12 protein-coding genes are annotated in these 13023 nt (G+C 69.6%); 4 read left to right on the forward strand and 8 right to left on the reverse strand.

Annotated features, from left to right (window positions below; translation table 11 throughout):
- Window positions 1-120: 120 nt before the first annotated feature.
- The 5 genes from ABZU76_RS02255 to ABZU76_RS02275 form a co-directional block, all read right to left on the reverse strand.
- Window positions 121-975: a class I SAM-dependent methyltransferase gene (locus ABZU76_RS02255; RefSeq protein ID WP_354864192.1), complete on the reverse strand. Its 855-nt coding sequence runs from the start codon at window positions 973-975 to the stop codon at window positions 121-123.
- A gap of 134 nt (window positions 976-1109) precedes the next feature.
- Window positions 1110-2588, reverse strand: a complete 1479-nt coding sequence (locus ABZU76_RS02260; RefSeq protein WP_354864193.1) for an LCP family protein — start codon at window positions 2586-2588, stop codon at window positions 1110-1112.
- 272 nt (window positions 2589-2860) lie between these two features.
- Complete coding sequence (locus ABZU76_RS02265; protein WP_354864195.1) at window positions 2861-4423, reverse strand: AMP-binding protein; 1563 nt, start codon at window positions 4421-4423, stop codon at window positions 2861-2863.
- Window positions 4424-4439: 16 nt separating this feature from the next.
- Window positions 4440-5561, reverse strand: a complete 1122-nt coding sequence (locus ABZU76_RS02270; protein WP_354864197.1) for a DUF5938 domain-containing protein — start codon at window positions 5559-5561, stop codon at window positions 4440-4442.
- Between the two features lie 57 nt (window positions 5562-5618).
- Complete coding sequence (locus tag ABZU76_RS02275) at window positions 5619-6422, reverse strand: SDR family NAD(P)-dependent oxidoreductase (protein ID WP_354864199.1); 804 nt, start codon at window positions 6420-6422, stop codon at window positions 5619-5621.
- A 128-nt stretch (window positions 6423-6550) separates the two neighbouring features.
- Here ABZU76_RS02275 and ABZU76_RS02280 point away from each other — a divergent pair, with 128 nt between their 5' ends.
- The 3 genes from ABZU76_RS02280 to ABZU76_RS02290 all read left to right on the forward strand — a co-directional run bounded on the left by ABZU76_RS02280 (window position 6551) and on the right by ABZU76_RS02290 (window position 9144).
- Window positions 6551-7174 carry a TetR/AcrR family transcriptional regulator gene (locus tag ABZU76_RS02280; RefSeq protein ID WP_354864201.1) on the forward strand — a complete coding sequence of 208 codons (624 nt, stop codon included), beginning with the start codon at window positions 6551-6553 and terminating at the stop codon, window positions 7172-7174.
- 126 nt (window positions 7175-7300) lie between these two features.
- Window positions 7301-8350, forward strand: a complete 1050-nt coding sequence (locus ABZU76_RS02285) for a Dyp-type peroxidase (RefSeq protein ID WP_354864203.1) — start codon at window positions 7301-7303, stop codon at window positions 8348-8350.
- Window positions 8347-9144 carry a family 1 encapsulin nanocompartment shell protein gene (locus tag ABZU76_RS02290; RefSeq protein ID WP_354864205.1) on the forward strand — a complete coding sequence of 266 codons (798 nt, stop codon included), beginning with the start codon at window positions 8347-8349 and terminating at the stop codon, window positions 9142-9144. Before ABZU76_RS02285 ends, ABZU76_RS02290 begins: the two co-directional genes overlap by 4 nt.
- Window positions 9145-9189: 45 nt before the next feature.
- Here the strand turns inward: ABZU76_RS02290 and ABZU76_RS02295 are convergent, their stop codons facing one another.
- From ABZU76_RS02295 to ABZU76_RS02305, 3 genes are all read right to left on the reverse strand, one after another.
- A complete protein-coding gene (locus tag ABZU76_RS02295) occupies window positions 9190-10119 on the reverse strand; it encodes a trypsin-like peptidase domain-containing protein (RefSeq protein ID WP_354864207.1) in 930 nt (309 codons plus the stop codon).
- A 91-nt stretch (window positions 10120-10210) separates the two neighbouring features.
- On the reverse strand, window positions 10211-10741 hold the full coding sequence (locus ABZU76_RS02300) for a MarR family winged helix-turn-helix transcriptional regulator (protein ID WP_354864209.1): 531 nt from the start codon (window positions 10739-10741) through the stop codon (window positions 10211-10213).
- Window positions 10738-11928: an MFS transporter gene (locus ABZU76_RS02305; protein WP_354864211.1), complete on the reverse strand. Its 1191-nt coding sequence runs from the start codon at window positions 11926-11928 to the stop codon at window positions 10738-10740. Before ABZU76_RS02305 ends, ABZU76_RS02300 begins: the two co-directional genes overlap by 4 nt.
- A 67-nt stretch (window positions 11929-11995) precedes the next feature.
- On the opposite strand from ABZU76_RS02305, the gene ABZU76_RS02310 reads away from it, so the two are divergent.
- A complete protein-coding gene (locus ABZU76_RS02310) occupies window positions 11996-12985 on the forward strand; it encodes a metalloregulator ArsR/SmtB family transcription factor (protein ID WP_354864213.1) in 990 nt (329 codons plus the stop codon).
- Window positions 12986-13023: the final 38 nt, after the last annotated feature.

Below are 13023 nucleotides of genomic sequence, written 5' to 3' on the forward strand. Positions count from 1 at the left end.
GTTTGTGATCATGAACGCGTTGTGCCGTCTTGATCACGCCTGGTAGGGAAACGGTCAGTGGGCAACAGGAGTCCCGCATACCCCGAGATTCGCTGACACGGACGAACTGCGCAAATCGGATCAAAAGGGATTTCCGTTGCGCAGGAAGAAGTACGCGTAGCGCTCGTCCAGGTCGTTCTTCGGGACCAGGTGGACGGCGAGCGGCTGCAGGCCGCAGCGGGTGGCGGTCTGCCAGAACGCGTCGATGCCGTACGTGGTCATTTCGGCCAGCCCGGTGCGGTAGGCGCGGCGACGGGGTCCGGTGCGCCACGAACCGGGGTCGTACTTGATCTGGATCATCGCCAGGCCGTCGGGAGTCAGCAGGTGCCGGGCGATGCGCAGCAGCCGTTCGCCGTACTCCGGGGTCGGGATGAGCTCGAAGACGTAGCAGGAGAAGAAGACGTCGACCAACCCGCCGACGGCGTCGAGTGCTTCTTCGGGATTCGCGACGTCGATCGCGACCGGCAGGAACGGCGTGTCACACGCGGCTTTCACTTGGCGTTCGCATTCGTGCAACGTTTCCGCCGCGATGTCGACGCCGATGAATTCTTCCGCGCGCGGAGCGAAGTGGATCGCATTCGCGCCACCACCGCAGCCCCATTCCAGAACGCGGTGCCACGGGCCGGTGACGCCCGCCATCCGGGCGCCCGCGTCGAACAGGTCGAGGTGCTCGCGGCCGAGGCGCGACCACAGGTCGCTGCCCTGGAATACGGACGCGTTGCGCCAATGTGCGTTGGCCTGCCAGCGATCCCCGCTCGGCCGGCGCCAGTACGTCTGCGAATCGGCGGAGATCCGGGACTCCGGCTGACGGGCGCCGACGGTCGCGAGCACACGCTGCGCGAGCTCTTCGGCACTCGCGGCCACCCTTTTGGCGTTGGCCACGGAAACGTGGTTCAGCAGGTTTCGGAAGTTGGCCGGTTTCTGTCTTTCGGACATGGCGGGAAACCCTTTTCGCCGTCGTTTCGGTTCACTCGCTCAGTCCGAAAATGCGGAGTGAGCGTTACCGAAGTGCGCGAAACAAAAGCGAATTCCCAGAATGCCCAAAAACGATTTATCGGGATGAAAAGGACTCAGTTCACGCAGGGGACGCCGTCGCCGGTGATCGGCGGCGGAGTCTGCGCGGGCGCGGGGCTCACATACGCCGCCGGGTGCACCTGCGGCGCGCCGCCGGTGCTCGACGAGCCGCTGGAGTCCTCGTAGTCCTTGCCCAGGAACACGCGGAAGTGGTCGTTGTCCAGCGAGGTGTCGGGGCTCACGGCGATCCCGCCGAGCGTCTTCGCGATCTGTGTCGCCTCGGTCTTCTGGCTGTGGCCGTAGAAGACGATCGACATCTTGCGCGTGGTCGCGTTGGCCACCGTGCCCTTGGTGTACCCGGCGGCCGCGAGCTTGTCGGCCACGCTCGCGGCCAGGCCGCTGGTGTCCGACGCGTTGCGCACGTCCACGGTGTACTGGCTCAGGCTCGAGTCGCCCGGCGCGGCGGACGCGTTCGACGAGGTCGCCGGCGTGCCCAGCTGCTGGCGCACGAACTGCTGCACCTGGTCGGGATCCACCTCCACCGCGTCGCCGTCGGACGGCGTCTTGAGCGAGATGTTCACGACCGGCACGGTGACGAACTTGAGCGCGCCCGCGCTCATCCCGTGCAGCTGCTGCGCGAACCCGACGATGTCCCAGCCGGAGTCGACGACCACGGCCTTCTTCACCGCCGTGATCAGGTTGTCCAGCTTGCCCGGGTCGGCGAGCGTGCCGGCCGACAGAATCGTCTTGGCCATGCTCGCCATGAACACCTGCTGGCGCTTGATGCGGTCGAGGTCGCCGTTGGGCAGCCCGTGGCGCTGGCGCACGAACTGCAGCGCCTTCGCTCCGCCGACGGTCTGCGGGCCTGCCGCGAAGTTCGCGCCCGAGTACGAGTCGTGCACGGCCTTGCTCAGGCACACCGGCACGCCGCCGACGGCCTCGCTCAGGTAGTAGAAGCCGGCGAGGTTCACGGCCGCGTAGTGCGTGATCGTGAGCCCGGTGAACTGCTGCACGGTGTCGATCGCCGTCTTGGCGCCGGCCTGCGCGGAGTCCGTCTCCAGCTGGTTGCCGGACACACCCTGCGCGACCAGCTTGTTCTTCTCCGCGACGAGCCCGTAGGTGTACGCGGAGTTGATCTTGTGTTTGCCGTAGTCGCCGGCGATCTTCACGTAGGAGTCACGCGGGATGGAGATCGCGGTCGCCTGGCCGCCACCCGCGGGGATGTGGATGACGATCATGGTGTCGGTCGTGTCGCCACCGTCGTCCGCGCCGCCCGCGTGCAGCTGTGAGAGCACGTCGGCGGGCAGCGGATTGCCCTGCGCGTCGGTGCGCGTGTCGAGGCCGACCATGAGGATGTTCTGCTCGCCCAGCGGCGGCTGGTCGGTGCCGGTGATCACATCGGCCCTGGTCAGGCCGTCGGTGAGTGACTGCAGGGTCGACCACGCGTAACCGGTGCCGCCCAGCACGAGCAGGGACACGACCACGAGCACGACTTGGGCCGCGCGCAGCGGACCGGAGGCCTTGGTGCGACGCATCAGGGCTCCTTTTCTGCAGTTTCTCCGGCATCCCGGGGCCCGACGCCGTCCGGTGCTCGAAATGCCAACGGTAGCGGCCCCGTTTCCGGCCTCGGCCGGGGGGCGTTTTCGATGTCGTAACGGGAGTGGACAAGACCGGACAAAGGTCTGTGCCGGTGATTATTCGGGGTTCGCTCGTGGGGCCGGGGCAGAGTGTTCACGCGGGCACGTGAAATCGCCGCCGCGAGGACACGGGGTCTCCTCGCGACGGCGATCCGTTCGGTGGGTGCCGCTCAGCGGAGCAGCTGTGCCTTGACGTCCGTCTTCAGCACTTTGCCCACCTTCGACCGCGGGAGGTCGGGCCAGATCCGGACGACCTTGGGAGTTTTGACGCTGCCCAGGAGCTCCTTCACGACGGCGCGGAGCTCGTCCTCGGACACCGACCGTCCTCTGTGGAGCTGGACGACCGCGGTGACCTGTTCGCCCCACTTCTCGTGCGGCAGGCCGACCACGGCGCAGTCCTGCACGGCCGGGTGTGTCATCAGGGCCTGCTCGACTTCGGCGGAGTACACGTTGAAGCCGCCCGTGATGATCATGTCCTTGGCGCGGTCGACGATGTGGAGGTACCCCTCGTCGTCGAGGTAGCCGATGTCGCCGGTGTGGTGCCAGCCGTAGCGGCTGACGTCCTCGGTCGCGGCGGGGTTCTTGTAGTAGCCCGGCATCACGAGCGGCCCGCGCACCACGATCTCGCCGCGTGCACCGGGCGGCAGCAGGGATCCGTTGTCGGACATGATGGCCACGCGCGTGAGCGGCGTGGGCCTGCCCGCGGAGGTGAAGCGTTCGCGGGCGAGGGATCCGTCGGCGTGGAAGTGCTCGGCCGGCGCCATCGTCGAGATCATCATCGGTGCTTCGCTCTGGCCGAAGAGCTGGCCCAGCACCGGGCCGATGCGCGTGATCGCCTCTTCGAGCCGCGCCGCCGACATCGGAGCGGCCCCGTACCACAGGCATTCCATCGAGCTGAAGTCCGTTGTGGACAGATCAGGGTGGTCCAGGAGGAGGTAGATCAGCGTCGGCGGCAGGAACGTGTGCGTGATGCGGTGCCGGTGCACCAGAGCCAGGAACTCGCCCAGGTCCGGCTTCGGCATCACGACGATCTCGCCGCCCAGCGCCAGCACCGGGAAGCACAGCACGCCGGCCGCGTGCGTCAGCGGCGCCAGCGCGAGGTACCGCGGCCGCGGCGAGAACGGGTAGCTCATGAGCGTGAGCGCCGACATCGTCTCGACGTTGTGCCCGGTCAGCACCACGCCCTTCGGCCGGCCGGTGGTGCCGCCCGTGCCGACGAGCATGGCCACGTCGTCGGGCGGCGCCGCATCGAACGGTGACGCTTCGAGCCCGTCGAGCCACTCCGTCAACGACACCGCGCCCGGCAACGACACCGCGCCCGGCATCGAACCGTCCAGGCACACCACCGTTTTCACCGCCGGGAGGTCCGGCAGGATGCGGGAGACGAGCGATGCGAACGAAGACTGCACCAGCAAGCACGTGCAGTCGAACAGGTCCAGCAGCTCCCTGTTCTCCGCCGCCTCGTTGCGCGGGTTGACCGGGCACCAGACCGCCCCTGCGCGGCTGATGCCGAAGACGCAGCCGAACGAAACCGGGTCGTTCCCCGAGAGGATCGCGACCTTGTCGCCCGGCCGCACGCCCGAGCGCGCCAGCGCCCGCGCGACCCGCCAGGACAGCTCCTGGACCTCGCCGTAGCTCAGTGAGGCCGTCTCTTGTGCCGGGTCGCCGTAGGTCAAGCACGGCGCCGAAGCGCCCAGCGAGGCGCCCTTGTCGAGGTAGTCGATCAACCGCACCGCTCGTCTCCCCGGCTCACGCGTGCACGGTCAGCACGGGGTTGGACACGAGCCCGAACGACCGCAGCACCCCGAGCAGCTCGCGGTGCCCGAAGGCCTGGCACGCCGACGCGAACCCGGCCCGCCGCGGCGGCTGCTGCAGCAGCGAGTACGCGGCGTACGCCTGCAACAGGCCCGTCTGCTTGTAGTTGCAGGTCCCGTGGATCACGCAGTGGGCGCGGCCCAGCGGGCCCGACGCGTGCACCGAGTCCAGCGACGTGTTCAGCCGCTGGTTCTCCCGTGGCGGCATCTCGTCTCGCACGGCCGCGGCCTGCTCGTGCAGCACCTTCAGCTTCTCGGCGTCGGGCAGGTCCTTCACCTGCTCCAGCACGGCGGCCACGATCATCGGCACGCCCTGCATCAGCGCGCGGTCGAACACGCCGCCGATGGCCTTCACGTTGGCCACGCGCGGGTCGCGCTTGAACCACACCGGGTGCGAAGTCCCGCCCCACGGCAGCGCGAGGCCGGTTTCGTGGTGACCGGGCACGACGACGTCGTGCAGGCCGCCGTCGGCCGGCCACTCCTGGTACTCGTTCTGCTCCAGGTAGTACGCCGAAGAAAGGGCCGCGTTGACGAGGATGGTGCGAGTCGACGCGACAGTCGGGTAACCCTTCCAGAACACCAGGATGTCCAGGGTGTCCAGCCCTGGCGTCTCCAAGCAGATGTTCGCGGCGATCTCGCCGGTCGTGTACATCTGCGCGATGCCCGGCGACAGCAGCAGCCCCTGGGCCGCCATGTCGGCGCCGTAGCGCTCCTCGGCCGAGATCAGCCAGTCTTGCTCGCCGGTCGTGTCCAGGTAGTGCGCCCCCGACGCGAGGCAGGCCTGCACGACCTCGTGGCCGTACTCGCTGAACGGGCCGACGGTGTTGCACACCACCGACGCGCCCGCGAACAGCTCGGTGAGCGGGCCGACCTCGTGGGCCACCTCCACCACCTCGTGGTCCACGGTGTCGAGGCCGGGGATGTGGTCGAGCGACTCCTGAAGCCGGGCCTTGTCACGCCCCGCGGCGACGAAGGGCACGTTGTACTCGCGCAGGTATTCGCAGATCAGGCGCCCGGTGTAGCCGGAAGCGCCGTAGACGACGACGGGCTTGCTCACGACGGTTGTCCTTTCGCAGAGGTCGCTGAAGTCAGTGGGGTCGGCTCGGGTTTCCAGTCACATGCCCATGCCGCCGTCGACCGGCAGCCCCGCGCCGGTGATGAACCGGGCGGCGTCGGAGGCGAGGAACACCACGGCGTCGGCCATGTCGGCGACCTCGCCGAGCCGCCCCGCCGGCGTCTGGGCGACCACGGCGCCGATGGCTTCCTCGACGCTGGGGAACAACCCCACCTCGACGACGTCGTTGGCCAGCTGGTTGCCCATCTGCGTGGGCACGAGGCCCGGGTAGACGCAGTTCACGCGCACGCCGTAACCGAGCTTCCCGGCCTCCATCGCGGCCACCCGCGTGAGCCGGTCGACGGCCGACTTCGTGGCGGAGTAGCCCGCGATCCCGGGAAACGCGATGGTCGCGGCCACCGAGGAGATGTTCACGATCGAACCACCGTTGCCGGCCGCGCCGCCGGGGCGCATCGCGCGGAACGCGTGCTTCACGCCGAGCGCGGTGCCGAGCACGTTGACCTCGAGCATCTTGCGCACGTGGGCGGGGTCGAGGTCGGCGACGAGGCCGGTGATCTCGACGCCGGCGTTGTTCACCAGCACGTCGAGCCCGCCGTACTCGCCGACGACCGCGCTCACGGCCTGCTCCCAGCCCGCGTCGTCGGTCACGTCGAGGCGGACGAAGCCGGCCGCCGCGCCGGTCTGCTTGATCGAGTCGGCCGTCGCGCGGCCCAGCTCCTCCTGCACGTCGGCGATGACCACGGTGGCCCCGGCCTTCGCGAGCGCCTCGGCCATCCCGGCCCCCAGGCCCTGTGCCCCACCCGTCACCAGCGCGGTTCGCCCGCTGAGGTCGTACGAAACCATCGACATCTCCTCCTTGAGACATGCGGCGTAGGTCACACCGTAGCTAACTTTGGACAGTCGTCAAGATTTTCTTGGACAGTCGTCAAGGAATTTCCGCATCGGGTCCTGGGCCGCGCTAGACTCCCGGCGTGACGCAGGCAAAGGAGCGCATCTCGCGCCGGGGCGTGGACAAGTTCGCCCAGCGGCGCGAGCAGCTGGCGGAATCCGCGCTGCAGGCGCTCGCCGAGCTGGGCTACGCCCGCACGAGCCTGCGCGAGATCGCCCAGAAGTCGGATTTCTCCCACGGCGTGCTGCACTACTACTTCGCCGACAAGGTCGAGCTGCTCACCTACGCGGTGCGCAAGTTCGAAGAGGTCTGCGTGACGCGCTACGACGACGTCGTGGCCGAGGCGCACACCGCCGAGGAGCTCGAACGCGGCTTCGGCGCGGCCATGGCGGCGACGCTGCGTACCGACGCCGTGATGCACCGCCTCTGGTACGACTTGCGCAACCAGAGCCTGTTCGAGGAGTCCTTCCGCGCCGACGTGCTCGAGATCGACGAGCGCAGGCAGGCCATGATCTGGCGCGTCGTCGAGCGCTACGCCGAGCTGGCCGGCGCCGTGCCGCAGGTGTCCGAGGCGGTCGCGTATGCCACGTTCGACGGCCTCTTCCAGCAGTTCCTGCTCCGCCACCTCGCCGGGCGGGAGACCGCGGCCGACGAGCTCGGCGAAGCCGTGCCGCGCGTGGTCAAGCAACTGTTCTGCACGGCCTGACGGCGCGGGTTTCCCGGCCGTGTGAGTGCGGCGGGCGAATCCGGCGCACCAGGCTAGGATTTCGACGTCGGTTGGGCAGGCAGGAGGGCCAGTGATCGAGAAAGCGCGCTGCGCTGGGGGTGCGTGGTGACGGCGTCTGCTTCAGCCGAGCTGCCGCCGGAGCCGCAGGAGGTGGTCGGCCCGCTCACGCGCGCGGCGATCTTCCTGGTGGTCCGCGTGAACCCAGGCGGCGAGTCCGTGGCGAAGGACCTGCTGGCCGATCTGGCCGGGTTGCAGCGTTCCGTCGGGTTCCGGTCGCTGGACGGCGGGCTCACGTGCGTGGCCGGTATCAGCTCGTCGGCGTGGGACCGGATCTACGGCTCGCCGAAGCCGGCCGAGCTGCACGACCTGCCCGTGTTCGCCGGGGACAAGCACACCAGCGTGACGACCAAGGCCGACCTGCTGTTCCACCTGCGGGCCGAGCGGATGGACCTGTGCTTCGAGCTCGAGTCGCTGATCATGGAGCGGCTCGACGGTGTGGTCACGGTCGTCGACGAGGTGCAGGGCTTCCGCTACTTCGACGCGCGTGACGTGCTCGGGTTCGTCGACGGCACCGAGAACCCGACCGGCCGCGGCGCCGTCGAGGCCGTGCTGGTCGACGACGACGAGGCGTTCAACGGCGGCAGCTACGTGATCGTGCAGAAGTACCTGCACGACATGACGGCGTGGAACAAGCTCACCACCGAGCAGCAGGAGCTGGTGATCGGCCGGCGCAAACTGTCCGATGTGGAGCTGTCGGACGACGAGAAGCCCGGCGACTCGCACATCGCGCTCAACGTGATCGAGGACGAAGACGGCAACGAGCTGGAGATCCTGCGCGACAACATGCCCTTCGGGCGCCCCGCGTACGGCGAGTTCGGCACGTACTTCATCGGCTACGCCAAGACGCCCTCGATCATCGAGACGATGCTGGAGAACATGTTCGTCGGCTCGCCGCCCGGCAACACCGACCGCATCCTCGACTTCTCGACGCCGCTCACGGGTGCGTTGTTCTACGTGCCCGTGGCGGAGTTCCTGGAAGACCCGACTGTCGCGATCGCCGCGACGGACGAACCCGAAGTCAAGCCGGAGCCCCCGGCACCCAAGCCCGGCACGTCGCTGGGCATCGGCAGCCTGCGAAGGAGTCCCCGGTCATGAACAACCTGCATCGCGAACTCGCCCCGATCTCCGACGTCGCCTGGTCGGACCTCGAGGACGAGGCCCGGCGCACGTTCGCCGAGTTCGCGTCGGCGCGCAAGGTGGTCGACGTGGTGGTGGCCGATGACGCGACCCTCTCGGCCGTGGGCACCGGGCATGTCGAGGGTGTCGAGAGCCCGCTGGCCGGCGTGACCACGCGGCTTCGCACGGCGCAGCGGATCGTGGACCTGAAGGTGCCCTTCACCGTCACGCGCGACGCCGTCGACTCCGTGGAGTGGGGCGCGAAGGACCCGGACTGGCAGCCGGTGAAGGACGCCGCACAGGCCATCGCATACGCCGAGGACCGCATCGTGTTCGACGGCTTCGCGGGCGCCGGCATCGCGGGCATCCGGCCCGCGTCTTCGCTGAGCCCGGTCGCGCTGCCCGGCGAGGCGAGCGCGTACCCGAAGGCGATCGGCGACGCGCTGGCGAAGCTGCGTTCGGCCGGCGTCGCGGGGCCGTACTCGGTGCTGCTGAGCAACGCCGCCTACACCGCCGCGATCGAGGCCGCCGACCACGGTTACCCGGTGCTGGAGCACCTGAAGCAGATCGTGGACGGGGACCTGATCCTGACGCCGGCGATCGAGGGCGCGTGCGTGCTCACGACCCGCGGCGGCGACTACGAGCTGCACTTCGGGCAGGACCTGTCGATCGGCTACACGAGCCACGACGCCGACAGCGTGCAGCTGTACTTCCGCGAGACGCTGACGTTCCTGGTCAACACGGCCGAGGCCGCGGTCGGTCTGACTGCTTGATTCCGAACGGGGAAGCCGCCTTGTGTGGGCGGCTTCCCCTTCGTTTCAGAGCTGTTCCGCTGCTTCGTAGAGGTTCTTCGCGTCCGCGCCGAGCGGGGCGCCCTCGAGGCTGAGGGTCTTCGACTCGCCGGTGGTCTCGTCGTAGTCGAGCTCGCCGCGGCTGGTGACCGAGAAGATCTCGCCGTTGCCGGTCCAGCGGTTGAAGCCGTCGAGCCACGGGCCGCCGCTGGAACCGCCGGCCATGTCGCACGTGGACATCCAGTGGTCGGACACGGTCGGGTCCTGGTGCGTGGACAGGTCGCACCACATCAGCGCTTCCCCGAAGTACGCCTTCGAGCCGGGGTAACCGACGATCGCGGCCTGCGTGGTTCCCTTGTGGTCGAAGGAAATCCGCTGCGTGCCCGCGACCTGGGCGACGTGGCGGCCCTGCTGCTGGTCGAGCACGACCATGGCGACGTCGGGTTCGCTGCCCGTCGTGTAGGAGTGGCGGAAGGCGAGCGCGCGTGTCGCGAACACTCCGTGCGGGCGGCGGCCCTGGTCGTAGCCGGGCACGAACACGGAGTTCTTGATCGGGATCACCTGGTCCTCCCGGTCCAGCCCGGCGTACGCGCAGTGCCCGGCCGTCACGAGGACGTCGCCACTCGTGCTCGACACGGCGGTGGCGGTGCACCAGCTGTCCAGCGGCGCCTCGCCGGGCGAGACCTCGGTGAAGAACAGCCGTCCGACCCCCTGCGGCTCCGGCCCGGCCCAGCGCTTCGCCACCTGCTCCACGCGGTCGATCGTGTCGGCCCCGGCGGCCTTCATCTTCTCGGGTGTCCAGTACGCGAGCGCGGCCGCGCGGTCGGCGGTGCTGAAGGCGGTCACGTCGTTCTCACCGGCGGCGGAGGCGGTGGTGGCCGCCGTGGCGGCTGTAGCGGCGGTGGCCAGCACGGCCGCGAGGGTCACCAGGGTGCGGCGGATCGTCAAGATCGTCATGACCAGGAGACGGCCGGGGACGCGGGCGGTTCCGCCCCAGTCTGGTGAATTGCCCGGTCGACTGTGTCGATCGTTACTAATCCGACCACAGTCACGGCCGAATGGCTTCGTAGCGACGGTTACGTGCCGCGTGGGGGGTCGGCCTACTTTTGGCCGGATTAGTAAGGGGGGTACCGCTGAGGGCGTCGAGGATCTTCTCGCACGTCGCGGCGAAGCGGGCGGCTTCGGTGGGCGAGACGACGTCGAAGAAGAGCTTGCGGACCTGCGCCGCGTGCGCGGGGGCGGCGTCGACGATGGCCTGGTGCCCGGCCGCGGTGAGGCAGAACTCGGGGGACCGCGCGTTGTCCGTGGGCTCGCGGCAGACGAGGCCACGGCGTTCCATGCGCTTGAGGTGGTGGGAGAGGCGGCTTTTCTCCCAGTCGGTCGACTCGATGAGCTCGTACGCGCGCATCCGCTCGTCCGGGGCTTCGGACAGGGTGACGAGGATCAGATAGTCGGCGCCGGAGAGGCCGAACTCGTTCTGCAAGTGGCGCGCGAGGGCGTGGTCGAGGCGCTGGCTCATCGCGAGGAAGGCGCGCCAGGCACGCTGCTCGCCGTCGCCGAGCCAGCGCGGTTCTGTCATGAGGGGCGATGGTACCGGGGCCGGTTTCGCACCAGCACCGGCAACGCGGCCAGCAGGGCGAGGCCGCGCACGGCGCCGGCGACGGGGTAGGGGACACGCAGCCCGAAGGCCGCCGCGAGGAAACCGCCGGTCAGCGTGCCGAGGGGGATCAGGCCCCAGCCGAGGAGTTTGTAGACGCTGGTGACGCGTCCGAGCAGCGGCGCCGGGACGAGGGCCTGGCGGAGGCTGACGGTGACGACGTTCCAGAGCGTGGTGACGAAACCGTTGAGGGCGAGGAAAACGCCGAGGACGGCGGCGTGGGGGCTGAGGCCGATAGCGGCGAAGATCGCGGCGTTCGCGGCGAGGCTGGTGACGAGTGCGCTGAGTGGCCCGATTTTCGCGACGATCCGGGCGTTGACCAGACCACCGGCGACGCTGCCGACGGCCGCGGCCGCGAGCAGCACGCCGTAGCCGCCGGGGCTGACGTGGAGGGTCTGGGTGGCGAGGAGGACGAGGGTCGCGGTGGCGAGCTGGCCGCAGAAGGTGTTGACGCCCAGGAGAATCGCGAGGGTGCGCAGCAGCCGGTGGTGCGCGAGCCAGCGGAGTCCTTCGGCGACCGGGGCTTTCCGGGTGGCTTGGTGCGTGCGGCGAGGCAGCTTCGCGACGAGCGCGGCGGACGCGGCGAAGGAAACCGCGTCGAGCCCGAACGGGAGGGCCGCGGCGAGCGCGAACAACGCGCTGCCCAGCGGCGGGCCGGCGAACTGGACGCCCACCGTCTTGACCACCTGAAGGGAACCGTTGGCGTGGGGCAGCAACGGTTTCGGGACGACCTCGGGCAGGAACGCCTGCGCCGCCGTGCCGAAGACAACGTCGCCGGCACCGAGGGCGACGGCGGTGAGGACCAGCAGCGCGATCGTCGCCTGGTGGCCGGCGACGAGCAGCGCGACGGCACCGGCGACGGCGGCTTGCGCGAGCTGCGCGCGCGTCATGAGCCGGACGCGGTCGTGCCGGTCGGCCCAGGCACCCGCGGGCAACGAGAGCAGCAACCACGGCACGTACTCGGCGGCGGCCACGAGCGACACGAGCCGCGGATCGCGCGTGACGGTGACGGCCAGCAGGGGCATGGCCGTGACGAAGGCACCATTGCCGACGTTGTCGATCCCGTTGGCCCACCACAGCTTCCGGTACCCCGCCGGCAGTTTTGTCACGACGGCGATCCTGGTGGCGGAGCGTCGGCCGCGACATCATTTAGCTTATTGCTACATACTCGGCGGGGTGGCAGACATCGTCGAGGTGGGCGTCGCCGAGCTGGCGGCGACGCGGTTCGCCGTGTCGCCGTTGTCGGAGACGGTGGCGGCGTTGCTGCAGGTCATGGGGCGCACCCGGGGGCCGCTGCACCAGCCGTGGTCGCGGTGGGTGGCCGACGAGCTCGCGCGTGAGCCGCTCGACGTGCCGCTGGCGTGGGCTTTGCTGACCGCCAAGGGGCTGGGCTGGCCGAACTTCCTCGTTCCCGCTCCGGCGCACGCGACCAGCACGATCGACGACGATCTCGCCATGCTCGGGCGCACTGCGGCGCGGCAGGTGCGCGCCAGTATTTCGCGGGTTTTCGGGGACGATCCGCCGCCGGTCGTCGCGGAGTTCGCGGCGCGGCCGGCGGCCGGGTTGCGGGTGCTGGCGGCCGAGCTGCGCGTGGCCTACGAACGGCTGGTGGCGCCGCATTGGCCGCGGATCCGGGCCGTGCTGGACGCCGATGTCGTCCACCGGGCGCGGCAGCTGGCGGTCGGTGGCGCGGAACGGCTGTTCGCCGATCTGCATCCGGAGCTGAGCTGGTCGGCCGGGTGGTTGCGCCTGTCGGGGACGGGCCGGGACGTGGTCGTCAACCGGGGTCCGGGTGGTCTGGTGCTGATGCCGGTCGTGCTCGGCTCGCCCGACGTGCTGATCAAGCGCAACACCGCCACGCAGACCACCGTGCGGTATCCGGCGCGCGGGGTTGGTGCACTGTGGACAGTCGGTGCCGCGCCGGCGGGGGACGCACTGGTCCGGCTGCTGGGCCGGCCGCGGGCCGAGCTGTTGGAAGCCTTGCGGTCGCCCGCGACGACCACGGATCTGGCGGTGTCACTCGGTGTTTCGCCGAGCGCTGTGTCGCAGCACCTGCGCGTGTTGCGGGAGAACGGCCTGGTCGCGGGGCAACGGTCCGGGCGTTCGGTGCTGTACCTGACGACTCCGCTCGGCGAGGCGCTGCTCGGCCGGCGCGCTGTTACGTGATCCTGCGCAGCTGTTACGCGGCGCGGACATTCGCCTGA

It is taken from the genome of Amycolatopsis sp. NPDC005232, assembly GCF_040607795.1.
GTDB lineage: Bacteria > Actinomycetota > Actinomycetes > Mycobacteriales > Pseudonocardiaceae > Amycolatopsis.